We start from the raw sequence: 22,822 nt of genomic DNA, 5'->3' as shown, positions 1-22,822 counted from the left end.
CACCGCCTTGTGGCTTTGGAACGTTGCCGCAACAGGCTTGGCGTGAATATCTCCAACGCTCGCGCACCCGACCCCCAAAAACACCGCTAAAATGATCGCTTGCCGCATAGCTCCGCCCCCCGGGAACATTTGTGTAGGAAAATTCCTAGACTTGTTGGATTTCACCCGCTTAAATTGGAACAAATGGTGAACAGGTGAATCGAATGGAACGGATCAAGCTCGATGCTCCGCAGTGCTCAAGCGGCTGCGCGGATTGCAACGTGCATTGTGCTGGCCTGCTCATGCTGGTGGTTGATCTTCGCCGACATCAGGAGTTTCTTCGCCGCGCAAATGCTCTAGATCCGCAGCCGTCTGTGCGTGCAGATCTTCTATCCGTTTCAGAGCACCTGGAAACTGCGCAGCGAGCTTTTGAGCGCGCCCGTCCTCGAACGGATCTATACCCAATGAATCGAGCAACATCGCAAAGGTCGAAGTCAGCACAGCTGCATTAGGAGGCCTGTACGGCGTGGTGGCCCCGCGAATGTAGTAGTCAGCTGATTTTCCCAGCGCGTGAACGATGCCAGCATAGACCTCAGCGCTCATGCGCTTGTCCTGCCCGTTGTTTGCGAAGTTGCGGTAGAAATCTGGATTCCGGCCCGCCGTAGCGGCCAGCGAGAATTTCCTCGCCGATGTCCGCTCGACGCAGTCTGCCATGTCAGCCTTGAGCCGGGCAAAGTCTATCAGCATGTCATCCATGGCTGCTGGTATCGGCTCGCGGGCAATCACCCGCAATTTCGTGTAAAGACCCGCATTCTTGGTTGACCTGCGTGTAATTACCCGCGATAAATGCGGGCCATGACACACCAACCGCTCCTGGCTGAGATCGAGGCCTTCGTCGCCCATCATGAAATGGCCGAAAGTACGTTTGGACGGGAGGCGCTGGGAGACTGGCGCTTGATCCAGGAACTCAGAGGCTCAGGCAGGCGCCGTCCTCGTCGGCTCTGGCCTGAGACGGAAGCAAAGGTACGCGAATTCATGGCCTCGTACCGTGCCGCCCGCCGGGAGCGGGTAGCGTGAACGCGCGTTGCCCACATTGCGGCGGGAACACCGCGGCAGGCGCCGCCGTCACGCGTGGCAAGTGGTGGATGGGCCCGGTGATCACCTATTACGACGGTGACCAGCTCGACCTGCCCCGCAATCTCTCGCGCACGCTCTACGCCATTGCCCGCGCTGACGGTGAGCCGATCACGCATCGCGATCTGCCCAACATGACTCATCAGACGCTGGTCAATCATGTCAGCGCCCTCCGCCGTCAGCTCGGTGTCCGCATGCCCGTGCGCGGCATCCCGCACCGTGGGTTTGTATGGGACGACCGGACATGATGGCCGCCCAGCGCCGAAGCGCGGGTTCGCGCCGCGACACCACTGACCATGCCGCGTACCGGCTGATCCTCGAGGCTGCCTCCAATCGCCAGCCGTGCCCGTCGAACGATGCCCTTGCGGCCGCGCTGGGCGCGCGCGGCGCAGCATCTGGCGCGGCAGCACTCACCCGGCTGGAGCGCAGCGGGCAAATCTCGGTCGAGCGCAACGGCGCCATTCGCATCGTGACAGTCACGCAGTTCGGCCTGCGCGCGGAAGGAATGGACGCATGAAGAAATGCCCCGCCTCCACGCCAACCGCGCCCACTGCCCGTTGCGCCGTGTGCGGCCGCGCCTGCTGCACGCACAGTGATCCGGAATACGCCGGAATGGTGCCGCCCGTGCAGGGAGGCCGCCGTGATTGAGCAAACCCTACCCACCATCAGGAGATCGTCATGTCGAAACAGAACGAACAGCCCTACGCGGCAAGTGACGCTCGCAGGCAAGCGCTTCGTGAATTTGCCCGCTCCGCAGCCCAGAACGCTTGCGAGGCGGCGACTCACGCCGTCCGCCTCGCAAGCGAGGCTGCCGCTAGGCGGCGCGGCTCTTGAGGTCAGGCACGATGCCTTTGCAGAGCGCTTCCGCCGCAAAGATGGCCTGTTCCCGAATGAGATCGCCGCTGGCCCCTCCGAACGGGCCGGGCTGTATGCTGTAGAGAGCGGTGATAAGTTCTTGCGAGAGGCGATCAAACGCCTCCGCGCCATCCGGAAGTCGACTGTAAAGGTCGGCGATGACCATGGCGAGCAGCGTTTGGCTAGCGATCCGGTAACCCTGAAGCGCGCCCACGTCCCGGGCGTTTCCGTCGTCCATGCAATTCTCCGTGCGTGTGTAAGAACTTGCACGTTGGCCGAAGCGGCTGGAGCGTCAAGCTCCAGCCGTGGAGGGCGCCCGGCATGATCGCACTCACGGCCCGGCAGCAAGGGCTGTTGGACTTTATCAGGACCTACATGGCCGAGCACAGCGGCATGGCGCCGTCCGTTCGCGACATGGTCGCAGGAACGGGTGCCGCCAATCCGGGCGGCGTTCACGGACTGCTGACACGGCTGGAGCAGCGCGGCGCTATTCGCCGTGTGCCGAACCGCCCACGCGCGATCGAAATCGCCGCCGCCAACGAACTCCATCACGTGCCCACCGCCGCGCTGCTCGCCGAGCTGGCGCGTCGCGGAGTGGCCCTGCCCGAGCGGGCATCCCCCCTTCAGTGCCACTCGGGCAATCCTTTCAACGACTTCGGTCATAGCCGTGAGGTAATCGACCAGTGACCCGACAATCCACGCCGCGCCGCAGTATCTTTTCCGCTTCGGCTGTCCTCGATGCCGTCGCCGCCGAACTGAGCATCATCAAGGCCGAGGATGGCCTGACCGATGCCGACATCGGCCGTGTGCTGGGCAAGAGTGAAGACCAGGCCGCCAAGTACCGCACCGGCACCGCCGAAATGGGCGTGGTCGCCTTCGCTGCCGCCAAGCGCGAATGGAACGGGCGCTTCACTGGCGCGCTCGACCGCCTGTGCGTCGCCAGCCGCCCGGGTGGCGTGCTGATGCATGACCGCAAGGCACAGTCGGCCGTGCTGGAAGCCGCTCTCTCGTTGTCCCAGGCATTGGAAGACGACGACGCGATCAGCCCGGACGAGGTGCGCGACTGCCGCGCCACGCTGGAACGCGCCCGCGCCGCTATCGACGCACAACTGGCCAAGCTAGCCCCGACCCCGGCGCGGACTGCCTGATGGCGGGCGACGAACGTCTGGACGAGATCATACCAACGCCGCCCACGCTGGAGCGGCTGGAAGAGATCGTCTCGCTCGCGGAGCAGCGCTGTAAACGCGCCAAGCACAAGCTCGACCTTGCCGCCGGAGAGATCATCGATGCGGACACCGCCCTTGAGCGCGCGAAGGCCGCGCGCACCGATTGGATCGCGAACAATCCCGATCCGCAACTCATGATGCTTTGAGGCGAAAATGGCCACAGCACTTTCCCGCACATACGCCCCCGGTGCCGAATGGTTCGGCCGCAGCGGCTTTCCAGACATCGTTCCATCCGGCGCGAACGCATACGCTAAGCGGCTGGTGCAGTACATTTCGGACCCATCAACGGTTCGCGCCCGCACCATGGACGAATACGGCAAGGCGCCGTCGTTGGAGAACATTCGCCGGTGGCGCGCCGACTGGGTCAACGAGATCGCCGAACGTCGCGCCGCGCGCGCTCCGGTGGACGATCACCACGACGACGACAACGAGGTCAACGGCATTTGCACGGCGATTGCAGAGCGGCTGGTCGCCGCTTCCGCTGCCCATGTACTGCCTGGCGGTGGAGTGATTGCTGGCACGCTCTCCGGCGCGGCAAACGATGCGGAAGAGCATTTCGAAGGCGACACGCGCGAACAGGCCGTCACCTACATGGAGGTTATTCAGGCCTGCGCGGCGCGCTGCGGCGAGACGGTGGAGGATTTACTCGGCCCTTCGCGTTCAAGGTCGATCGTGCGCGCCCGGCAGTTCACCGCGACGGTCCTGCGATCCCGCGGAAATAGCTATCCCAGCGTGGGCCGTTTCATGGGCAACCGCGACCACTCCACGATCATGCATTCGGTGGGCGTGTTCTTCGCCGTCGGCATGAGGGATCCATTCTTCGTCCGGGCATGGATGGCGGAAGCGCCCTGCGCAACGAAGATGGCGCGCACCGCTGCCGAACTGGATATGCTTTCGGTGGTGCGCCGGTGATCCGCGTCACTCTGCCCTACCCGCACAAGCTGCTCTGGCCGAACGGCCGCACCCGATCCCATATGGCCAAGGCCGCGCAGGTGAAGGAGCATCGCCGCTGGGGCTATATCGGTGCCGCCGAAGTCACCAGCCCCAGACGCCCCTCCTTCGCGGCGGATCTGCAGATCCCGGTGCACATCACTGTGAGCCGGAAGCGTGGCGGCCCCTTCCCCGACAAGGACAACGTCGTTGCGGCGGCCAAGTCCTACCTCGACGGGATCGCAGAGCGGCTGGGCGTCAACGACCGCTTGTTCGACACGCCCACTGTGGAGTTCATCCAGCCGTGCACGGCGCTGTTCGTCATCCAGATCGGAGCCCAGTCATGAGGCGGCCTCACACACACGTGGCTCCGGGTCGGTACCATCTGGATGCAGAGGGCGTCCTGCGCCCCGCCACCATCGGCATGCGGTTCCGGCAAGCGCCCATCGTCGCCGCCGTCGTCATCATTCCCCGCGGCCAGCCGACCCGGCGCCAACTCGCGGAGCAGGCCGAACTCCAATCGAGAGCGGTAACCGTCAACACGCCGATCAGCTCTGATGAATCGTGGACCAAAGCTTCGTTCGAGACACTCAAGCCAGAAGGCGCCCCGCTGTGCATCGGCGTGGACCTCTCGGCCAAGACGGATACCTCTTGTGCTGTTTGGATGCCCGATGGGGTTCTGGTCCCGCGAAAGTTCCACGTCGCGGAACGCGCGCTTCGGACTGGGCGCTCGGCACAGGATGCTGCGGCAACCACCCTGCCAGCAAAGACCCCTACCGTCGACGCTGCCCGGCTGGCCGCTGCCTATCGCGAGAAGTCCAGCGCCAGCCGCGCCGCGCGCAATATCGCAACCAAGGTGCCTACACGCCGCGCACTCGACACCGGCCCTTGCCGTTGCTGCGGTGCATCCGGACGGAACGGCTGCGAGCACTTCCTGCCCTACGCACCGGAGACTGAACGTTGAGCACCCTTCCCGAACCTCCGGTGCCGGCGGATGCCGACTTGCAGGACTTCCCCTTCATGCCGCTGCACGTCGCACGTCTTCGCGACAGTGACTTGGCGGCGGAGGAAGAGCCTGAGGCCTGCTGGTACGCCGTCCTGCTCTGGGCCGCCTCGTGGCACCAGCTTCCGGCTGGCAGCCTGCCCGACAACGACACCGTGCTGATGCGCCTGGTCGGCCTCGGCCGTGACAAGAAAACGTGGCAGCGCAACAGGTCCGGTGCGCTTCGCGGCTTCGTGCAGTGCAGTGACGGTCGCTTCTATCATCCGGTGGTGTGTGAGCAGGTGAATGAGGCATGGGACAGCAAGGTCCGCCAGCGCCACCGCACGTTCTGCGCTGCCGTGCGGAAGCACAATGAGCGCAAGCCCAAGCATCGGTTAGAAACTCCGGCATTTGACCAGTGGATCGAACTCGGGCGTCCGCAGCGACTGGACGAGGTTGTCACGCGTCTGCCCACTGCGACAGCCGACGATGTCACGCGTGACAATCGCGAACGTCACGCACCTGTCGAATGTGAAACACCATCCAAGAGACAGGGACAGGGACAGGGACAGGGACAGGGATATACTTATAGTTCCGTAGGTACTGGCGTACCTACGGGCGCCGAAGCGCCGGAAGGACCTGGCCGGGTTGTGCCCGATGGACCTACCGCGACTGCCGTGGATCTGACCAAGGCCGTCTTCGACATCGGTCTCGCCATCCTCCGGCCCGTCACGCCCAACGAGCCCAAGGCCCGTAAGATCCTCGGCAGCTGGCGGCAGAAGTTTGGCGACGGCGCCGTCGTGGCCGTGCTCGCTCGCTGCGAGATTGAGCGGCCCTCCGATCCCATCGGCTGGATTACCGCCGCACTGAAATCCGAACAACGAAAGGCCGCGAGCAATGGCTCAGCAACTGTCGCAAGCGTTTACCGCCTACCAGCCGCCGATGCAGGAAATCTTGCTGCCGGATTCCAGCGCCGAGCTGCTGAAGCTCGATCTCGCGAGCCTGCCGGACCGGCTGGACGACCTGGCCCTGGCGAAGCTGACGCGCCTCGCCAACTCCCCGTTGCCCCAGCCCGCGCCCTGCCCTGAGCACAAGTTCATGGACGTGATGACCACGCTTCAGTCCTGCCTGCCAAGCCAGCAGCGCAATGCCATCTCGATCGAGGTGCAGGCCGAGGCCTACTGGCAGACACTCAGGCGGAATAGCCTTGCAGCGATCAAGCATCTGGAGGTGCAGGCGCTCAACCGATGTGAATGGTTTCCGACCATCGCGGAGTGTCAGTGCATTCTGAGCGAGTTTACCGGCGATAGCCACCTCCCGAACAAGCGGGCGTCCGTGCGGCGTCGGGTACAGGACGAGCGGCAGGCCCGCCTCGACGAAGCTATGGGCCGCCTCTCCACCGGCGAAGCATCACAAGCCGAGATCGATGCGCTGCCGGAGAAGTGGAAATCCATCGCCGAGACCCGCAGCCTGCTCTGGCGCGGTGACGACGGCTCATACACTCTTCGCGAGAGGAAATTCTGATGGCCCGCAGGGGAAGGCCGAGCAAGGCAGGGAAGCGCCATTCGAACGGGCGCCGCGTGCACGAGCCCAGTTTCGACAAGGGATCGGATTGGGTGCAGGCGCGCCGCGAGCGATATGGCACCCACTATAGCACCGCGCTTGGCCGCGCTTTCGCGGCTGGCCTGCTGGCCGACGACGCCGAGCTGGCGTTGGACCGGTACCAGGGCGGGAAGCGGTTCGCCCGCGTCTATAACCGCATCGTCGGCGGCGAGACCTATCGCTGCCCCCTGGATCGATCCCCGCGCGGCATGGCTGGTGAGATGGTCGAGCCCGAGCGGCTTGAGTTCGAAGCGCGCGATCAGGATTGGCTGTTCGCCGCGATGGCAAGCCTCGATGCGGCTGGGTGCCGGCCGTACTTGGACCAGCTTGTCACCTCCGCGCATACCGATCATGGGCCCGCCTGGCTGGACCGCATGCTCGCCGGCGGTGCGGACCCTTGCGACCGGATGCTGTTGGGCGCAGCGCTTTGCGCGCTCGACATTCTTGCGCCGCCAAGGAAGCCAGCGCGAATCTTGGTGGCGACTTACGGTGACGCGGCTTGAACAGAGGAGCGCCACGTACTGGTCGAACGACCGCGCAATTGGCCGCATTGCCTGATGGCGCAGTTTATCTAGTCGCCCACCAAGCCCAGGCTGAGTACTGCAGACGGATTGTTATGGCTGATCGGTCCGTTATGTGGTTGCGCCATGAGCCATCGACTTGGCTGCTAGTGAGCCAGGCTCGGACGCGATCATGCGCTCAATCCCTACCGGGTCCTTCTCTATCAGAGAAAGAAGCACGCGCGCGGGGGCGTCCGGTTGGCGCCGAGCCTGTTCCCAATCGCGCACAGTTCCCACAGGGATATGATATGCGGTCGCGAACTCCATCTGCGTCTTGTGAGCAGATTTCCGAATAGCCTTCACATCGATGTTAGCGATGACCCGGCCGCGCGATTCGTCACCATTTGCGAAGGCGATCGCATCTTCCAAGCCGGCCGCGATCTTATCGAAAGCGCCCATAGTATGTCTCCGTCCGGTTTTCAGTTCATGGCGCCCCTTAAGGCGCGGTTGATATCAAAGCGTCTGCTAGTACCTTAGTGAGCAGGGCGAGCTTGTTCCGCTCATCTTTCGTCAGGTTCGCCTTCTCGTTTTTTCCGAATACCGTGATCATGAACGTAGGTACGTCGTCACCGGCGAAATACGTTATAACACGGTAGCCGCCCGATTTGCCCTTACCGGGCTTCGCTACACGCAGCTTCCGGGCACCACCGCATCCCGGCATGATATCGCCAGCCTTCGGATTCTGGGCGATCAAGGTAACAACAGCAGCCATCTCCTCCGCAGTCATACCAGCATCCTTAGCGGCAGCGAGGTAAGCGTTAGTTTCGATGACCGTGTGCATGCACCGCAAGTACGGCATTGCCGGACACGGCGCAAGTGCAAAAGTACGGCAATGCCGGATTCGAATACTCACGGTGCGCGTGATGGCGAGTACATGCACGTGATGCCCATCGTGATCGTTGGGGATAGGACATCCCCCGCCTTGACTTCCAGTTCATGATCTGTTCTCTAGCGTAAATCGTAATCAGAATTGCGCCCGCAGCCAACGCTTGCGGGCGCTGCTGTATCGGGGCCAGCCGCATGACCGCAGCCCCAACCTATCGCGACATCACCAAGCCTTGGTATGGCACAGCCCAATGGAAGCGCAGGCGCAAAGAACAGCTGGCACGAGAGCCGCTGTGCTGGATGTGCCAACGCGATGGCAAGATCGTCGCCGCCACCGTGGCCGACCACGACCCGCCGCATCGCGGTGACCGCAACGCCTTCTTCACCGGCCCCCTCAAGTCCCTCTGCAAGCGTCACCACGACAGCGACAAGGCGCTGATTGAGAACGGACGGGGAACGAAGCACATCGGCTCCGATGGCTGGCCGCTCGAAGAGCAATGATATTGCGCGGCAACGCATCAAATCCATCAAAAGTCCGGCCCGACCCCTCGATCCGTTCAGGATAGGGGGGGTGTTCATGAATAATGGGGCGGGAGGGCGTCTGGCGCACGTGGGCCTAAATTCTCACAAAGCCAGATTGATTGTCGGAGTTGCTCAATATGGCCACCCGGGGCGCGAAGCCGAAGCCGGCCAAGCTCCGGCTGGTTGACGGCACGCACCGCAACACGCGGCATGGCGACGACGGCGCAGCGCGTGAGGAGGCCGAGGCCATCGCTGCGCGGTTTGGCCCGCTGAAAAAGCCGGCCCATCTCAAGGGTGAGGCAGCCAAGGCCTGGAAGAATTTCATTGAGCCAGCCGGCTGGCTGGATGGGTCGCGCGAGCCTGCGGCGATCGCCTTCTGCGAGCTGTGGAAGGAATTTCTGTTCAACCCCACCGGGTTCCCGGCGTCGAAGCACGGCCAGATGCGCGCCTACATGAGCGAGCTGGGTCTGACCGACGAACGTAATCGGGGAGACCATGGCGGCAAAGAGGAGGAAGACGAGTTCTTCGGAGCCGGCTGATCGCTGCACCCAGTACGCACGCGATGTGCTTGCCGGGAAGTTCATCGCCGGCCCGCATGTCCGTAACGCTTGCCGCCGCCATCTTGACGATCTGCAATCAGGTCATGCTCGCGGTCTGACCTACTCGGTTGAGAAGGCTGAACGGGTCTTCCGGTTTTACGAGCAGAAACTGCGCCTCAATGGCGGCCAGTTCGAGGGCAGGCCCTTCCTGCTCCACCCATCCCAGGCGTTCAAGCTGGGTAACCTGTTTGGTTGGCTTCGCGCGGACGGCACCCGCCGTTTCCGCCGCGCTTACATCGAAGAGGGCAAAGGCAACGGCAAGTCGCCCTTTGCGGGCGGTATCGGCCTCTACGGCATGATGGCCGATGATGAGCCCGGCGCCGAAATCTACGCGGTGGCGGCGCACCGTGACCAGGCGAAGATCCTTTTCAATGACGCGGTCGCAATGGTCGACCAGTCGCCGGACCTCGCCAAGCGGATCACGCAGAGCGGCGGCCCGGGGCGCGTGTTCAATCTGGCCTGGCTGGCCAAGGGATCATTTTTCCGGCCGCTAAGCCGCAGCGCGGGCAAGTCCGGCTCCGGCCTGCGCCCGCATATCGGTCTGGCCGACGAGCTGCACGAGCATCCGAACCGCGACGCGGTGGAGATGATCGAGCGCGGCTTCAAATTCCGCCGGCAGCCATTGCTGCTGATGATCACCAATAGCGGCTCAGACCGTAATTCGATCTGCTACGAGGAGCACGAGCACGCGGTCAGGGTGGCCGCCGGTACGATGACGCCGGGCGAAGACTTCGCCTATGTGGGCGAGGCCATCGACGACTCGACATTTTCGTTCGTCTGCTCGCTCGACCCGGGTGACGATCCGCTGAAGGATCCGAAGTGTTGGGCGAAGGCGAACCCACTGCTGGGGACGATCCTTTCGTACGAGTATCTGGAAGGCGTGGTCGCCCAGGCAAAGGCCATTCCAGGAAAGCTGAACGGAATCCTGCGGCTCCACTTCTGCGTCTGGACCGACGCTGAGGCCGCATGGATGTCGCGCGCGGTGCTGGAGCCGTGCATCGCCGATTTCGATCCGGCGGAGCACCACAGCAAACGCGTTTCCATCGGGCTCGATCTTTCGCAGAGCCGCGACATCACGGCCAAGGCAAACGTGGTGCAAACCGGCACCATGGACGTGGAAGTTGAGGTAGATGGCGAAAAGCGTTTCGTCGCCAAGCCCACGTACGACGCATGGATCGAAGCTTGGACGCCGGGCGATACGCTCGACGCCCGCGCCTCCCGCGACAAGACGCCCTATGACGTCTGGGCCCGGCAGGGCCATATTTACGCACCGCTGGGCCAGAGCATCCGCTTCGACCACGTCGCTCAGGCCCTGGCCGATGACGATCGACACTTCGAAATCGCTGCCGTCGGATATGACCGGTACGCGTTTCGGCAGTTCGAAAACGAGTGCAATCAGCTCGGGCTGAGCATCCCGTTCGTGGAGCACCCTCAGGGTGGCACGAAAAAGGGAAAGCCCACCGACGACATGATCGCGGAGGCCAAGTCTCGCGGGGTGGAACCAGAAGGCCTCTGGATGCCGAAATCGCTGCGCGAATTGGAGGATGCTCTCCTGGAGGGCCGCATCCGCCTGCGCCGCAACCCCGTGCTGATCTCGGCGATGATGAGCGCCGTTACGGATTCCGACCGCTGGGAAAACAGGTGGCTCGCAAAGGAGCGGGCCACGAACAAGATCGACGCCGCTGTGGCGCTCTGCATGGCAATCGGCGTGGCCGGTGCTTTCGCAGAACTCGCCGGCCCCTCTTACGAAATGCTCATCATTTAGGAGCCGCCCATGCAGAACCGGGCCTATTCATTCATCCAGATCAAGTCTCTGGATGAAGAAAAGCGCGTCATCTCCGGCATCGCCAGCACACCCCGCCCGGACCGAGTCGGCGATATCGTCCAGCCCATGGGCGCCAAGTTCAAGCTACCCCTGCCCTTCCTGTGGCAGCACAATCACGATCAGCCGATCGGGCACGTTACTGAGGCATCTATCACCCCGCAGGGTATCGCCTTCAAAGCCGAGATCGCCAGCACCGATGAGCCGGGCAAGCTCAAGGATTTGCTCGATTTCGCTTGGCAATGCCTGAAGATGAAGCTGGTCGCTGCCGTGTCGATCGGCTTCCGGCCGCTCAAGTACGCATTCATCGCCGACGGCGGCATCGAGTTCGAGGAGTGGGACTGGTTCGAGCTTAGCGCCGTCACCATCCCCGCTCAGGCCGACGCTACGATTACGGCCGTAAAGTCGATCGATGCGGGCCTGCGCAAGGCGGCAGGTGTCGCCGAACCCGAAATTCCGCGACCCGACAAGCCTGCCGCGACCGGCAAGGGGCGTGTCGTGAAGCTGGATGCGCCTGCCCGCGACCGGGCGGAACCCTTCGTCATCCGCAGCATCAAGCGGACGGCATAGCACTCTAACTTCGGGAAAACCCCATGCCGACTATCGCAGAACAGATTACTGCGTTCGAAACGAAGCGTGCTTCGCTCGTCGCCGCCAACGAAACCATCATGACCAAGGCCGCCGGCGAAGGCACGACCCTCGACGCCGAGCAGGAAGAATCGTTCGACGGCAATCAGGCCGATATCGAAGCGATCGACAAGCATCTTGTGCGCCTGCGCGCGATGGAGAAGACCGTCGTGTCCAAGGCGGTGCCAGCCAACGGCAAAACTGGCGCGGAAGGCACTGCGTCGCGCGGCGGCCACACGATCCACATCAAGTCGACCGAGGCCGAAGAGAAGTTCGAAGGCCAGAACTACACCCGTATGGTGATCGCCAAGACGCTCGCGCGCCTCGATGGCATCTCCGCGGAAGGCATCGCCAATCAGCGTTGGGGCAAGAGCAACCCGATGCTCGCTCAGGTCATCAAGGCCGCGGTCGCAGGCGGCGGCACGGAAACCGGTGAATGGGGCGCTGAGCTCGCGCAGGCGGACACACGCTACACCGGCGACTTCATCGACTTCCTCTACGGGCAGACCGTATTCGACAATCTGCCGCTGCGCGAAGTTCCTGCCAACGTGCACATCAAGGGTCAGGACGGCGCCGCAAACGCGTACTGGGTGGGCCAATCCAAGTCGATCCCGGTCACCACTGCGGACTTCCTGGACGTCCAGTTGGCAGCCCAAAAGGTCGCGGCGATTGCCGTCGTGTCGAAAGAACTGCTGCGCGATAGCTCGCCTTCGGCCGAGCTTCTTGTCCGCGATGCTCTGGTGCAGGCGTCGGCCCAGCGTATCGACCAAACGTTCCTTTCGGCCGACGCCGCAGTGCCCAACGTCTCGCCGGCAGGCATCCTTTTCGGTCTCACGGCCCTGAACAGCGCGGGCAACGACGTCGACGGTGTTATCGCCGACGTGAAGGCCCTTTACGCGCCGTTCCTCGCCGCGAAGAACGCAAGCGGCTTGCAGATGGTCGCCAATGAATCGCTCTCGAAGTCGATTGGCCTCATGCAGAACGTGATGGGCAATTGGGCCTTCCCGGGCATCACGGCGGCCGGTGGTTCCCTGCTTGGCGACCCTCTGGTGTCTGGCAGCAACGTCGGTGCGAGCGACCTCATCCTGCTCAAGCCCTCCGATATCTACAAGATCGGCGATCGCGGCGTGGAAGTCTCGCTCTCGACCGAGGCAGCGATCCAAATGGACAGCGCGCCGAACGGCGCCAGCGACACCCCGACCGCGCAAACCGGCGTGGTCTCGATGTTCCAGACGGAATCGGTCGCAATCAAGGTTGTGCGCCCGCTGAACTACGCCAAGCGCCGCGCCTCGGCGGTCTCGTACATCGGCGATGCCGACTACGGCACCCCGGTCACACCGTAACCATGTACGGGCGGGCGGCGCGCGCCGCCCGCCAACCTCAGGGAGTATGGCGACATGCCCGATCTGATCGCAATCAAGCCGATGTCCTATGCGACCCGCCGCTTGGCGGCCGGCGCCCGTTTCACCGCTCGCTCTGCGTCACACGCCCGTGCACTGGTTGCGATTGGCAAGGCGCGGCTGGCCGACACGGATAGCGACGCTCTGCCTGCTCCGAAGGTCGATCTTGATGCCCTTCGGGAAGAATATGTGATCGTGCTCGGGAAGAAGCCGTACCATGGCTGGACCGCTGAGGCGCTCGCCGAGAAGATCGCGGAAGCCAAGGCCGCCTGATGCGCCTCTTCGGCTTCGAGATCTCCAGGGCCGGGCGCGCTCTGTCGTCGCCATCCAGCGGAGGCGGCTGGACGCGCATCCTCGAACCGTTTGTCGGCGCCTGGCAGAAGAACGTCGAAGTCAATCCGGCGGCGGTGCTGGCGTTCCATGCAGTGTTTTCATGCATGACACTGATCGCGAGCGATATCGCGAAGCTGCGGGTGAAGTTGGTCGAGTTGTCCGAAGGTGTGTGGACGGAAACTACCAACCCGTCATATTCGCCGGTACTTCGCAAGCCGAACGGCTTCCAAACGCGCAATCAGTTCTGGGAGAACTGGTTCCTCTCAAAATTGTCGAAGGGCAACACGTACGTCCTCAAGGACCGTGATGGCAGGGGCGTTGTCACCGCCCTGTACATCCTCGACCCTGATCGCGTTGAACCGCTCGTCTCCGAAGACGGCGGGGTCTACTACCGCCTGCAGACCGACTACCTCTCCGGCATCACCGAAGAGGCAATTACGGTCCCGGCGAACGAGATCATCCACGACCGGTTCAACTGCCTGTTTCATCCGCTCGTCGGGCTGTCTCCGATTTACGCATCCGGTCTCGCGGCCACGCAGGGCCTGCAGATCCAGAACACGAGTGCGCGGTTCTTCGGCAACGGCTCAAAACCCGGCGGCCTGCTGGTAGCGCCCGGGAAGATCGACCAAGCCAACGCCGATCGCCTGAAGGAATACTGGAACAAGAACTTCACCGGGGAGAATGCGGGCAAGATCGCGGTCCTGGGCGACGGTCTCAAATACGAGGCTCTCACGGTCAACGCCAAGGATGCCGAGCTCATCCAGCAGCTGAAATGGACGGCAGAGGTGGTGTGCTCGACTTTTCACGTCCCGCCCTACAAGATCGGCGTGGGCACCCTCCCCAGCTACAACAATGTACAGGCGCTCAACGTCGAATATTTCAGCCAGTGCCTACAATCGCTGATCGAGGCGGCCGAAACATGCATGGATGAAGGCCTCAAGACCGGCGAGAAGCTGGGCACCGAGTTCGATACCGAAAACCTCCTGCGCATGGACAGCGTCACACAGATGCAAGTGCTCAAGGAAGGGGCGGGCATTCTCAAGGTCGACGAGATGCGTGCGAAGCTCGACAAGAAGCCGACAGAGGGCGGCGATGCGGTTTACCTGCAGCAACAGAATTACAGCTTGGCCGCGCTCGCCAAGCGCGACGCCCAGGACGACCCGTTCGGCAAGAGTCCACCGACCGCCGACACTGCGCCTGCAAACGACAACAGCGAGGCGCAGCGGGCCGCCAGCAAGGCATTGCTCGAAAAGCGAGTGCGGGAGCGCCTGAATGCTTGATATCGACGATATCGCCGACGTCGTCGCGAGCGCTGTGCGCGCCGCGACAGTCCCCCTCCTTGCGCGAATTGAGGAGCTGGAGCGCCGTGAGTTGCCCAAGACGATCAAGGGCGATCCTGGCGAAATCGATATGGCCGCCGTCGCAGCGCTGGTGGAGGATGCCGCCGTGCGCGCAGCCGCCGCGCTGCCGCCGGTCGCGCCCGCCGAAGTCGATATGGCCTCCGTCGCAGCGCTGGTGGAGGACGCCGCCGCCCGCGCAGCCGCCGCGCTGCCGCCGGTCGCGCCCGCCGAAGTCGATATGGCCGCCGTCGCAGCGCTGGTGGAGGACGCCGCCGCGCGCGCAGCCGCCGCGCTGCCGCCGGTCGCGCCCGCCGAAGTCGATATGGCCGCCGTCGCAGCGCTGGTGGAGGATGCCGCCGTGCGCGCAGCCGCCGCGCTGCCGCCGGTCGCGCCCGCCGAAGTCGATATGGCCGCCGTCGCAGCACTGGTAGAGGAGGCCGCCACGCGCGCCGCCGCCGCGCTGCCGCCGGTCACGCCCGCCGAAGTCGATATGGCCGCCGTCGCAGCGCTGGTAGAAGACGCTGCCAAGCGCGCAGCCGCCGCGCTGCCGCCGGCGAAAGACGGTGTCGGCTTGGCAGATGCCCTGATTGGAAAGGATGGTCAGCTCATCCTGACAATGACCGACGGCCGCATCAAGGATCTGGGAGTCGTCATCGGCAGCGACGGCGAGACCTTCACGCTCGACGATTTCGACATCGTTCCTCTCGAGGACGAGCGCTCCTTCGAGTTCTCGTTCACGCGCGGCGTGGTGAAGCACAGCTTCGAATTCTCGTTCCCGGTGATGATTGATCGCGGCGTCTATTCGATCGAGCGGGAATATGTCCGCGGCGACACCGTCAGCTGGGGCGGCTCGCTCTGGATCGCCCAGAAGGACAGCCCCGGCAAGCCCGACACCGCCGATAGCGGCTGGCGTTTGGCGGTGAAGAAGGGCCGCGACGGGAGGGACGCGAAATGATCCGATACCTGCGCTCTCTCTTCGCCTGGCGAGAATTCCGCGACAACGGTGTCTGGGTGTACTTCGAGAATGCCGTGTCCGGCTGCCGAAAGGCGATCAGGGTCGGTGGCTGCTACCAACCACTGGATTTCGAGTGGCTGGCTGGCGGCGCGCGCGACGGTTGGGCCTATGACCACGGCCGCCGGATACGGATCAAGCGCGGCTCCATCGTTCGGTCGCTTGGCACCCCGCCGAGGCCGTCGCGATGAGCGGGCTGACGCTCGACCAAGTCAAGGGCTGGCTCCGCTACGACACCGACGACAACGACGTCGCGTTGACCATCATGCTCAAGGCAGGCGTCCAGTGGATCGAACGCTACACAGGGCACCTGTTCACCCAGCGCGCCGTCACGGAATCGCTGCGCGCCAGCCAATCCTATTTCGATCTGCGCTGGAAACCGTTCCAGGCGGGCAGCTTGAGCGTTAGCTTTATAGATTGCGCGTTCGCCGAGCAGGAATTCGATAGCGCCTCGATATTCCCGATTGGCGATACCTACCGCGTCCAGGCAGCGAGCTGGCCGCGTGGCGCACAGACGATCAACCTGACCTACATGGCCGGCTACGCCACCTCCGACGAGATCCCTGACGTGTTCGCAATGGCGCTCGCACTGTGGTCTGGCATGACCGACGCCGATCGCGCTTCCCTCAGCGAAGACGGGAAATCGGCGATGCACTTCCTGCTCGAAGACTACCACCTTCCGGTGCTGGCATGAACGCTGGCAAGCTCGATCGCCGGATCGACATCATGCGCGCAGGCTCCCAGGTCGACAACGGGTTCAATTCGGTCCCCGGTGCACCTGCGGTGCTCGCCACACGGTGGGCATCGTGGAAGCCGGCCAACGGTCGCGAGGCGTTCGAAAACATGGGTGTCGAGGCAAAGGCCGGCGGCACGTTCTGGGTGCGCTGGGACAGCGTCACCAGCACGATCACTACTACCGATACCGTCGCATATGGTGGCCGAGACTGGAACATCGTCGGCGTACAGGAAATCGGGCGCCGCGAGGGCGTCGAGCTGATCGTCGCAGCGGGGGACTGACATTGGCGAGCGAGATGATGAAACTCACCGGCTTTGCGGAGCTGGAGAGGGAACTCGCCTCGCTCGCCAATGCCGCGACCATGCGGCGCGTCGCGACCCGGGCCCTCCAAGTGGCGGCCGAGCCGATCCGCGACGAGGCGAAGCGGCTGGCGCCGGATGATCCGGCCACCGGCGAAGGCAAGTATCTCGTCGAGGCGATCAAGATCGGACGTGCGGCCGGCGCGTCCCAAAAACTCGGGAACAGCGGGTCTCAGGTGTCGACATTTGTCGGCATCGACGGTTCGGTCAAACCGGCGAAGCCGTCGACCCGCCGCAAGACCAAGAAGGGCACGGGCAAGCCCGGCGGCGGCGTGGCCGCCTACTCGATCATGATGGAACAGGGCACCACCACCCACCAGGGCGTTCATTACATGGCGCGCGGTTTCGAAGCGATGAAGGAAGTCGCTGTCGAGCGCGCGGCGGATGCGCTCCGCGAAGACATTATTGCGACGCAGGGCCGCGCAGCGCGCAAAGCGGCGAGGAATGCTGAGTGAGCTTCGAAACCGCCCTCCGCAGCCGGATGAAGGGCGATCCTGCCTTTGCTGGCGCCTCGGTTGAATGGGATGAGCGGCCGCAAGGGAAGATCACGCAGTCGATCGTGATCGAGACCATCGCCGGCGAGAGAGAGCAGACTTTCAAGGGTCCGCAGAAAACCAACCGGGACCGCCTCCAGTTCAACGTCTTCGCCATGGACAAGGCGACTGCAGTCGCGCTGCGCGAAGCCATCATCGCCATCGTCTTCGCACCAGCCACCGTCGATGGCATCGAATTCCAGCGCGGCTCGCTCGTGATGCATCGGTCAGACACCGACAGCACCGAGAACGGCACCGTGCGCATCGAAATCGTGGATGCCTACCTCTGGCATTCCACCGTGTGACGGCCGCTGGCCCGGTAGCCAGCACATTCTAGGCGCAAGCCTATCCATACATGGAGAGACGACATGACCACCGACGCCCGGACTGGCTCGGGTGCGCGCTTCTGGCTTGCCAATGCCACGGGTGTGCTGACCGAATGCGATGAGATGATCACCATCCCCGACATCGACCAGCAGGACGATGAAATCGACGCCACTCACTTCAAGTCGGAAGGTTTCAAGGAATACATCAACGGCCTGACCGACAGCGGCACCGGTGATTTTGGCTTTAACCTGGTACCTGGTGGTCCCACGGACGTTTTGATCGCCGAAGCAAAGGCCTCGAAAGAGGCCCGCGAGTGGAGGCTTGTCATCCCGGACGGCGATTTCGGCTATGCCTTCACTGGCAAGTTGATCGTGCGCGGCTACAAGCGCACGGTCCCCATCAACGACCGCATGACCGCGACCCTGACGGCGCGCTTCAGCGGCAAGATCGCCGAGGCCAAGCTCACCGAAGAGCCCGATGACGGAGCCGGTGCCTGATGGTCGCTCCCGTCGATAGCAAGGCGGACCTGACGGTGGGGGACGAAACTTTCGTCCTCCGCCTCAACTTCCGGACCTTGTCGCTGCTCGAAAAAGCCGGGCTGGATCCGTTCTCGCCGGATGGCATCGTGTTTACGGTATCGAAGATGGCTATGATGTGCATCGCACTCTCCATCGACGACCACCCTGACATGACCGATCAGGAGGGGCTCGCCATCGTCGTTCGCAACGGTCCGGGATTCCGCGACGCGTATCGTGAACTGATGACAAACTTCGGCGGCGCACCGGATGGCGACGAAGATCTGGGAAACGGACAGACGACGAAGATTCGGAGCGGCGCACCAGCGTCGACGACTTCTTCGTCACGTGGATCGAAGCCGGCTTCCCGCCGGAAACCTTCTGGAGCCAAACGCCGCGCCACTACCAGTTGATCATGCGCGGCGTACGCCGCCGCATGAAAGCCGAGGCTGAGAACCGTACCGCCCAAGCTTGGCAAACCGGTGCGTTTACCGGCTCGACCCAATCGAAGGGCGGCCTGAAGCCGCTCAACCACTATCTCAAGCAGCCGCCGCGCCGGATGAGCAACAAGGAAATGCTCGCCAACATGCGCGTCCTGGTGGCCCGGGCCAATCGCGCGAACGCGTGACCGTGCTCGAATAGCGCCGGGCGCCCTACCGACGGCCCACAGTGCCGCAGTTTCCCAATGAGGTGACACCATGGCCGAAGCCCTGCTCGGCTCCCTGCTGATTCAACTCGGCATGGACTCGGCCCAGTTCGAACGCGCGACCCAGCGTGCGCAATCGAGCGTCCAGAAGATGTCGCAGTCGATCGGGGCGCAGGCCAAGGATGTGGTCGACGCATCGAACCGCATGGGAATTTCGATCACCGCATTCGCCAGTCGCGTCGGACAGCTTCAGGCGCAGTTGAACCCCGGGCAAGCGGCGCTCGCCAATTACCGAAAGGAAGCGGACCTCCTTAAAGAGGCTTTCCGCATCGGCGCCATCAGCCAAGATCAGTTCACCACCAGCCTGCGCACGGCGATTCAGGGCTACAAGAGCATCGGGGCTGGCGCCGCGCAGGCAGACAAGGCGTTGACGAGCAGCGGTGGCTCCTCGCGCATGGTTGCAGCACAATTCTCCCAGATGGGCCAGCAGATCATGGCTGGTACCGGCCCCATTCAAGCATTCGCCATGCAGTTGCCAGATATCGCCTTGGTCATGGGCCAAGCCGGCAAGGAAGCCAGCGGCTTTGCGAGCATCTTGGGCGGCACGTGGGGCATTGCGATCACAACCGGCATAGCACTCCTCGCAAATTTCATTCCTGCACTGATGTCCTCTGGGGACGAGGCCGAAAAGGCGGCTAAAGCTCACGAGACACTGGCCGATAAATTGGACATGTCTCGGCACAGCTATGATGAGGTGATCGCTGCTGCGCGCGAATACAACGCCGAGCAGTCGAAGGCGAACCAGACCACGCTTGATGCCGTGGGGAGGACTGCAGCAAAGACGGCTGAGGACATCAAGGCCGCCATCGCGATCCGCGAGAAGACAAAGGCGATGCTCGATGCCGCGTACGCGGAGATGGACAACCCCCGCAACGCACAGGAAGGTGCTGGTGCGTCGGTAGAGGTGTCGGCACTGCAATCACGCATTGCGGACGAAGATGCAAAGCTTGGAGTTCTCCGAGAAACCGCACGAAATGCTGTGGCAGATGTCGCGGACGCTTTGGCGAAGATCGACACGGATCCTGTCGCTCGTATCCGCAGCGGCTTTGATGAACTGCGCAAGCAGGCAAAAGCCACTATCACCGATGTTGGCGCTCTTCGCCAACGCCTGGCGACGCTCAATACTGAAGAGCAGAAGCAGGTCGATATAGCGGAGAAGGCGAAACGGGCGGCGAACTCGTCCGGCAGTGCTGCCTCCGACAATAGCATGGGCAGCATGAAAGCCCTGCTCCAGAGCATGGGCATGCGCATCACGTCGACCACCGGCGGCGTGCACACGGCCAACAGCGACCATTACAAGGGCAATGCGATCGACTTCGTGCCCTCCGGCGGCATGGGGCAATACAGCAAGGCCCAGATGCGGCAGATGCTGGAAGACGCCGGCGTGAACATTCGCCGCAATGCCGGCGGCGTGGAGCAGTTCTTCGGCCCCGGCGACAAGGGCCATAGCGACCATTTCCATGTCGCGTGGACCGGTACCGCTTCGCCCGAGGAGGCGCAGCGGCGCCAGGCGGCGGCGGCAGCCAAAGTTCAAGCTCAAGCCGATACCGCCGCCCGCAACCAGCAGGCCTACGAGAACGAAAAAGCCCGGCTCAGCCAGCAGTTGCTGGATGCGCAGCAGCAGTCCCTCACCGATACTGACGCGATCGCCGAAAGCCAGCGGCAACAGGTCCAGACCGAGAAGGACCGTGAGGACGCATCGATCGAGACTGCGCTCAACACGCGCAAGTACACGGCCGCGCAGGCAGAGGAACTCAAGGAACTCAATGCCAGCGCCGCCGCCGCCAAAGTCGCGCGGATCAATCGGCAGCAGCAGATCGACCAGATCAACCGGTCGACCGAGCTTCAGTCCGGCCTGCTCAGCAATGAAGTCCAGTCGCTCCAGTTGCAGGAGGATGCGGCCAAAACGAACGCGGAACGCCGCCGCATCGCGCTCCAGATCCTCGATTACGAGACCGAGGAAGCCCGGCTCAAATATCAGCAGACGATCGACCTCGGCAAACTCGGCGAGGCTACGGCCGAGCAAGTGAAGATCGCGCAGGATGGCCTCACCAAGCTCGACGCCAACTATGCGCTCCAGCGGAATTCGACGCTACGCCAGACCGCTGGCCCAATGGAATCATACAAGGCACAGTTACAGGATTCCGTGGCCGACATGAATTCGGCCATGGAAGGCATTGAGGTCGGTGCAATCCAGAACCTGACCGATGGCCTCGCCGGCGCCGTCGCGGGCACCCAGAAGCTGGGTAACGTTTTCAAAAACGTGGCACAGCAAATCGTTGCCGACTTGATCAAGATCCAGATCCAGAAGGCTATCGTGGGCGCGCTGGACAATGTGTTCGGCGGCCTGGGCGGGACGACGTCGCTCAGCAGCAACTCGGTCGTGGCAAGTGCAGCCGCGGGGTACGACTTCACTTCATTCGGGAATATCAGCCTCGCCGGAGCCAAGGCCACGGGCGGCCCGATCATTGGCGGCCTTCCCTATTTGGTCGGAGAGCGCGGCCCCGAAATCGTAGTGCCGGGATCTTCGAGCCAGGTCATTCCTAACCACGAACTCGCCGGGCTGGGCGGCGGAGGCGGTACAGTGAACAATTTCTACGGCCCCGGCGCCGACGCATTCTGGGGCGAGGTGAGCGGCGTTGCGGGCAAAGTCGCCGCACCAATGGCCGTCGCATCCGGACTTCAGGCGCGCAGCGCGGCTGGATCGGACGTTTCACGCGCGGCCCGCCGCAAGATCCCCGGGAGATAAGTCTTGGCCGCCATTACGCTACCCGACACCGCAATCCCCAACGACGCGACAGTGCTATTGCGTGATTTCGGCACCGTGCTGACGCCTTTCCTCGGCGGTCCGGAGCAGAGAATCAATCGACCCGGCACTCGGTTCGCGATGTCGGTTGTGTTGCCGAACAAGCGCACCCAGGATGATGCCCTCAAGATCCAAAGCCGCTTGCTTCGCGCCCGCGAAGATCGGTTGTTGATGGAGTTCTGGCAGCCCGGCTTCGACCCCGGCGATCCCGGCGCACCTGTCGTGTCAGCCGCGGTCAACAGCGGGTCCAGCCTGCCGCTGTCAGGTCTCCGCGCAGGGTATGTAATAAAGGAAGGCCAGTTCGCTTCCATCATCCACGCCGGGCGCCGCTACGTCTACATGTTCGCCGCAGACTTCGTTGCGGGCGCGGGCGGCGCTGTACTGGCGACGATCTGGCCCATGCTTCGCACTCCGCTGTCGGCGGGCGATGTGGTCGAGATCAAGAAGCCCATGATTGAGGGCCTCGTGAATCCCGGCGACGAGTTAAGCTGGCAAATTTCAGTCGACTGCATGCGCGCATTCAACTTCAAGATTTCCGAAGGAGCGTGATATGCCCGACGTAATGAACACCGAAATGACTACCGCCCAGCGCGCTGAAGCCGAATTTGATCTGCAATTTGCTCGCGAAGAGATCCGCGAACGCCTGCGCTACCAAATGACCTTCGCAGAAAAGGGCCTGGCAGCAATGATGCTGGCAAATGGTGGCGCGCTGATCGCGCTCTTCACGTTCATCGGCAACACCGTTGGAAAGGCAGAATCCGCGCTGAAGTTGGACACGCCGCTGCTGTGGGGGGCATTCGCAGTGTTTGCCTTCGGAGTAGCCCTCGTCCTTCTTGCGCACCTTTTCGCGTTTTTCAGCCAGCACACCTATTACATCCAGACCGCGCTCGAAATGTGGCGGCATCAACGAAGCCTCAATACTGGCATAGTCGATCGCGAAGTCGCGAAGGAAGCTGCGCTTAACCGGCGGGGCAATTTCTATCTTTACGGCGGCCTTGGTTCGCTCGGCACATCGTTGTTGTGCTTTATCGCGGGTGCCGGCCTGGCGCTGGCTGGCGTACTGCCTGCCTAGCCTCGACCGACAATTAACTT

Annotated in this window: 34 protein-coding genes; 30 read left to right on the top strand and 4 right to left on the bottom strand. The window is 63.1% G+C overall.

All coding sequences use genetic code 11. The features are described 5' to 3' along the window. Positions 1-279: 279 nt before the first annotated feature. A complete protein-coding gene (locus EDF56_RS18810; RefSeq protein WP_165912253.1) occupies positions 280-885 on the bottom strand; it encodes a hypothetical protein in 606 nt (201 codons plus the stop codon). Between the two features lie 167 nt (positions 886-1,052). On the opposite strand from EDF56_RS18810, the gene EDF56_RS18800 reads away from it, so the two are divergent. Continuing rightward, the gene (locus EDF56_RS18800; RefSeq protein ID WP_132390308.1) at positions 1,053-1,361 is read left to right on the top strand and encodes a hypothetical protein; all 309 of its coding nucleotides are present in this window, start codon (positions 1,053-1,055) and stop codon (positions 1,359-1,361) included. Further along, positions 1,343-1,630: a hypothetical protein gene (locus EDF56_RS18795; protein ID WP_243652687.1), complete on the top strand. Its 288-nt coding sequence runs from the start codon at positions 1,343-1,345 to the stop codon at positions 1,628-1,630. The genes EDF56_RS18800 and EDF56_RS18795 overlap by 19 nt, the downstream gene beginning before the upstream one ends. 297 nt (positions 1,631-1,927) lie before the next feature. On the opposite strand, the gene EDF56_RS18790 is transcribed toward EDF56_RS18795, so the two are convergent. Then, positions 1,928-2,206, bottom strand: a complete 279-nt coding sequence (locus tag EDF56_RS18790; protein WP_132390306.1) for a hypothetical protein — start codon at positions 2,204-2,206, stop codon at positions 1,928-1,930. Positions 2,207-2,289: 83 nt separating this feature from the next. Between EDF56_RS18790 and EDF56_RS18785 the strand changes: the two genes are divergently transcribed. Genes EDF56_RS18785 through EDF56_RS18750 form a run of 9 tightly spaced genes read left to right on the top strand, consistent with a single transcriptional unit; the run spans position 2,290 to position 7,211 of the window. Continuing rightward, positions 2,290-2,655, top strand: coding sequence for a hypothetical protein (locus tag EDF56_RS18785; RefSeq protein ID WP_132390304.1), 366 nt, complete (start codon positions 2,290-2,292; stop codon positions 2,653-2,655). After that, positions 2,652-3,116, top strand: a complete 465-nt coding sequence (locus EDF56_RS18780; protein ID WP_132390302.1) for a hypothetical protein — start codon at positions 2,652-2,654, stop codon at positions 3,114-3,116. The genes EDF56_RS18785 and EDF56_RS18780 overlap by 4 nt, the downstream gene beginning before the upstream one ends. Beyond that, complete coding sequence (locus EDF56_RS18775) at positions 3,116-3,340, top strand: hypothetical protein (protein ID WP_132390300.1); 225 nt, start codon at positions 3,116-3,118, stop codon at positions 3,338-3,340. The genes EDF56_RS18780 and EDF56_RS18775 overlap by 1 nt, the downstream gene beginning before the upstream one ends. A 7-nt stretch (positions 3,341-3,347) precedes the next feature. Beyond that, the gene (locus EDF56_RS18770; protein ID WP_132390298.1) at positions 3,348-4,106 is read left to right on the top strand and encodes a helix-turn-helix domain-containing protein; all 759 of its coding nucleotides are present in this window, start codon (positions 3,348-3,350) and stop codon (positions 4,104-4,106) included. After that, positions 4,103-4,471, top strand: coding sequence for a hypothetical protein (locus tag EDF56_RS18765; protein WP_132390296.1), 369 nt, complete (start codon positions 4,103-4,105; stop codon positions 4,469-4,471). Before EDF56_RS18770 ends, EDF56_RS18765 begins: the two co-directional genes overlap by 4 nt. Before the next feature lie 17 nt (positions 4,472-4,488). Continuing rightward, entirely contained in the window at positions 4,489-5,088 is a 600-nt protein-coding gene (locus EDF56_RS18760; protein ID WP_165912252.1) for a hypothetical protein, read from the top strand. Beyond that, a complete protein-coding gene (locus EDF56_RS18755; protein ID WP_132390292.1) occupies positions 5,085-6,194 on the top strand; it encodes a DUF1376 domain-containing protein in 1,110 nt (369 codons plus the stop codon). The genes EDF56_RS18760 and EDF56_RS18755 overlap by 4 nt, the downstream gene beginning before the upstream one ends. Before the next feature lie 10 nt (positions 6,195-6,204). Then, positions 6,205-6,630: a hypothetical protein gene (locus tag EDF56_RS26025; RefSeq protein WP_165912251.1), complete on the top strand. Its 426-nt coding sequence runs from the start codon at positions 6,205-6,207 to the stop codon at positions 6,628-6,630. Then, positions 6,630-7,211, top strand: a complete 582-nt coding sequence (locus EDF56_RS18750) for a hypothetical protein (RefSeq protein WP_132390290.1) — start codon at positions 6,630-6,632, stop codon at positions 7,209-7,211. Before EDF56_RS26025 ends, EDF56_RS18750 begins: the two co-directional genes overlap by 1 nt. A 129-nt stretch (positions 7,212-7,340) precedes the next feature. Here the strand turns inward: EDF56_RS18750 and EDF56_RS18745 are convergent, their stop codons facing one another. Beyond that, positions 7,341-7,667, bottom strand: coding sequence for a transcriptional regulator (locus EDF56_RS18745; RefSeq protein ID WP_132390288.1), 327 nt, complete (start codon positions 7,665-7,667; stop codon positions 7,341-7,343). A gap of 37 nt (positions 7,668-7,704) precedes the next feature. Then, on the bottom strand, positions 7,705-8,049 hold the full coding sequence (locus tag EDF56_RS18740) for a type II toxin-antitoxin system RelE/ParE family toxin (RefSeq protein WP_132390286.1): 345 nt from the start codon (positions 8,047-8,049) through the stop codon (positions 7,705-7,707). Between the two features lie 239 nt (positions 8,050-8,288). Between EDF56_RS18740 and EDF56_RS18735 the strand changes: the two genes are divergently transcribed. The 19 genes from EDF56_RS18735 (at position 8,289) to EDF56_RS18645 (ending at position 22,802) form a co-directional block, all read left to right on the top strand. Next, the gene (locus tag EDF56_RS18735) at positions 8,289-8,594 is read left to right on the top strand and encodes an HNH endonuclease (RefSeq protein WP_132390284.1); all 306 of its coding nucleotides are present in this window, start codon (positions 8,289-8,291) and stop codon (positions 8,592-8,594) included. A 158-nt stretch (positions 8,595-8,752) separates the two neighbouring features. Next, on the top strand, positions 8,753-9,154 hold the full coding sequence (locus tag EDF56_RS18730) for a hypothetical protein (protein ID WP_132390282.1): 402 nt from the start codon (positions 8,753-8,755) through the stop codon (positions 9,152-9,154). Next, positions 9,111-10,979 carry a terminase TerL endonuclease subunit gene (locus tag EDF56_RS18725; RefSeq protein WP_132390280.1) on the top strand — a complete coding sequence of 623 codons (1,869 nt, stop codon included), beginning with the start codon at positions 9,111-9,113 and terminating at the stop codon, positions 10,977-10,979. The genes EDF56_RS18730 and EDF56_RS18725 overlap by 44 nt, the downstream gene beginning before the upstream one ends. 9 nt (positions 10,980-10,988) lie before the next feature. Continuing rightward, positions 10,989-11,606 carry an HK97 family phage prohead protease gene (locus EDF56_RS18720; protein ID WP_132390278.1) on the top strand — a complete coding sequence of 206 codons (618 nt, stop codon included), beginning with the start codon at positions 10,989-10,991 and terminating at the stop codon, positions 11,604-11,606. Between the two features lie 23 nt (positions 11,607-11,629). Further along, the gene (locus tag EDF56_RS18715) at positions 11,630-13,006 is read left to right on the top strand and encodes a phage major capsid protein (RefSeq protein WP_132390276.1); all 1,377 of its coding nucleotides are present in this window, start codon (positions 11,630-11,632) and stop codon (positions 13,004-13,006) included. A 54-nt stretch (positions 13,007-13,060) separates the two neighbouring features. After that, complete coding sequence (locus EDF56_RS18710; protein WP_132390274.1) at positions 13,061-13,336, top strand: hypothetical protein; 276 nt, start codon at positions 13,061-13,063, stop codon at positions 13,334-13,336. Further along, on the top strand, positions 13,336-14,676 hold the full coding sequence (locus EDF56_RS18705; protein WP_132390272.1) for a phage portal protein: 1,341 nt from the start codon (positions 13,336-13,338) through the stop codon (positions 14,674-14,676). The genes EDF56_RS18710 and EDF56_RS18705 overlap by 1 nt, the downstream gene beginning before the upstream one ends. Next, positions 14,669-15,691, top strand: a complete 1,023-nt coding sequence (locus tag EDF56_RS18700) for a hypothetical protein (RefSeq protein ID WP_132390270.1) — start codon at positions 14,669-14,671, stop codon at positions 15,689-15,691. The genes EDF56_RS18705 and EDF56_RS18700 overlap by 8 nt, the downstream gene beginning before the upstream one ends. Beyond that, a complete protein-coding gene (locus tag EDF56_RS18695) occupies positions 15,688-15,939 on the top strand; it encodes a hypothetical protein (protein WP_132390267.1) in 252 nt (83 codons plus the stop codon). Before EDF56_RS18700 ends, EDF56_RS18695 begins: the two co-directional genes overlap by 4 nt. Beyond that, a complete protein-coding gene (locus EDF56_RS18690; protein ID WP_132390264.1) occupies positions 15,936-16,442 on the top strand; it encodes a head-tail connector protein in 507 nt (168 codons plus the stop codon). The genes EDF56_RS18695 and EDF56_RS18690 overlap by 4 nt, the downstream gene beginning before the upstream one ends. Then, a complete protein-coding gene (locus EDF56_RS18685) occupies positions 16,439-16,765 on the top strand; it encodes a head-tail adaptor protein (protein WP_132390261.1) in 327 nt (108 codons plus the stop codon). The genes EDF56_RS18690 and EDF56_RS18685 overlap by 4 nt, the downstream gene beginning before the upstream one ends. Before the next feature lie 14 nt (positions 16,766-16,779). Beyond that, positions 16,780-17,298, top strand: coding sequence for an HK97 gp10 family phage protein (locus EDF56_RS18680; protein ID WP_132390258.1), 519 nt, complete (start codon positions 16,780-16,782; stop codon positions 17,296-17,298). Then, the gene (locus EDF56_RS18675; protein WP_132390255.1) at positions 17,295-17,681 is read left to right on the top strand and encodes a hypothetical protein; all 387 of its coding nucleotides are present in this window, start codon (positions 17,295-17,297) and stop codon (positions 17,679-17,681) included. The genes EDF56_RS18680 and EDF56_RS18675 overlap by 4 nt, the downstream gene beginning before the upstream one ends. A 63-nt stretch (positions 17,682-17,744) precedes the next feature. Further along, positions 17,745-18,200 carry a phage tail tube protein gene (locus tag EDF56_RS18670; protein WP_132390252.1) on the top strand — a complete coding sequence of 152 codons (456 nt, stop codon included), beginning with the start codon at positions 17,745-17,747 and terminating at the stop codon, positions 18,198-18,200. Further along, entirely contained in the window at positions 18,200-18,631 is a 432-nt protein-coding gene (locus EDF56_RS18665) for a hypothetical protein (RefSeq protein ID WP_132390249.1), read from the top strand. The genes EDF56_RS18670 and EDF56_RS18665 overlap by 1 nt, the downstream gene beginning before the upstream one ends. Positions 18,632-18,633: 2 nt before the next feature. Continuing rightward, positions 18,634-18,846 carry a hypothetical protein gene (locus tag EDF56_RS18660; protein ID WP_132390246.1) on the top strand — a complete coding sequence of 71 codons (213 nt, stop codon included), beginning with the start codon at positions 18,634-18,636 and terminating at the stop codon, positions 18,844-18,846. 70 nt (positions 18,847-18,916) lie between these two features. Continuing rightward, a complete protein-coding gene (locus tag EDF56_RS18655) occupies positions 18,917-21,673 on the top strand; it encodes a hypothetical protein (RefSeq protein ID WP_132390243.1) in 2,757 nt (918 codons plus the stop codon). A 3-nt stretch (positions 21,674-21,676) separates the two neighbouring features. Next, complete coding sequence (locus EDF56_RS18650; RefSeq protein ID WP_132390240.1) at positions 21,677-22,279, top strand: hypothetical protein; 603 nt, start codon at positions 21,677-21,679, stop codon at positions 22,277-22,279. Between the two features lies 1 nt (position 22,280). Beyond that, positions 22,281-22,802: a hypothetical protein gene (locus EDF56_RS18645; protein WP_132390237.1), complete on the top strand. Its 522-nt coding sequence runs from the start codon at positions 22,281-22,283 to the stop codon at positions 22,800-22,802. Positions 22,803-22,822: the final 20 nt, after the last annotated feature.

This window comes from Novosphingobium sp. PhB165, from assembly GCF_004341845.1.
In the GTDB taxonomy this organism is placed as follows: domain Bacteria; phylum Pseudomonadota; class Alphaproteobacteria; order Sphingomonadales; family Sphingomonadaceae; genus Novosphingobium.
Note: the sequence above shows the minus strand (reverse complement) of the source record. Positions and strands in the feature narration are given on the sequence as shown.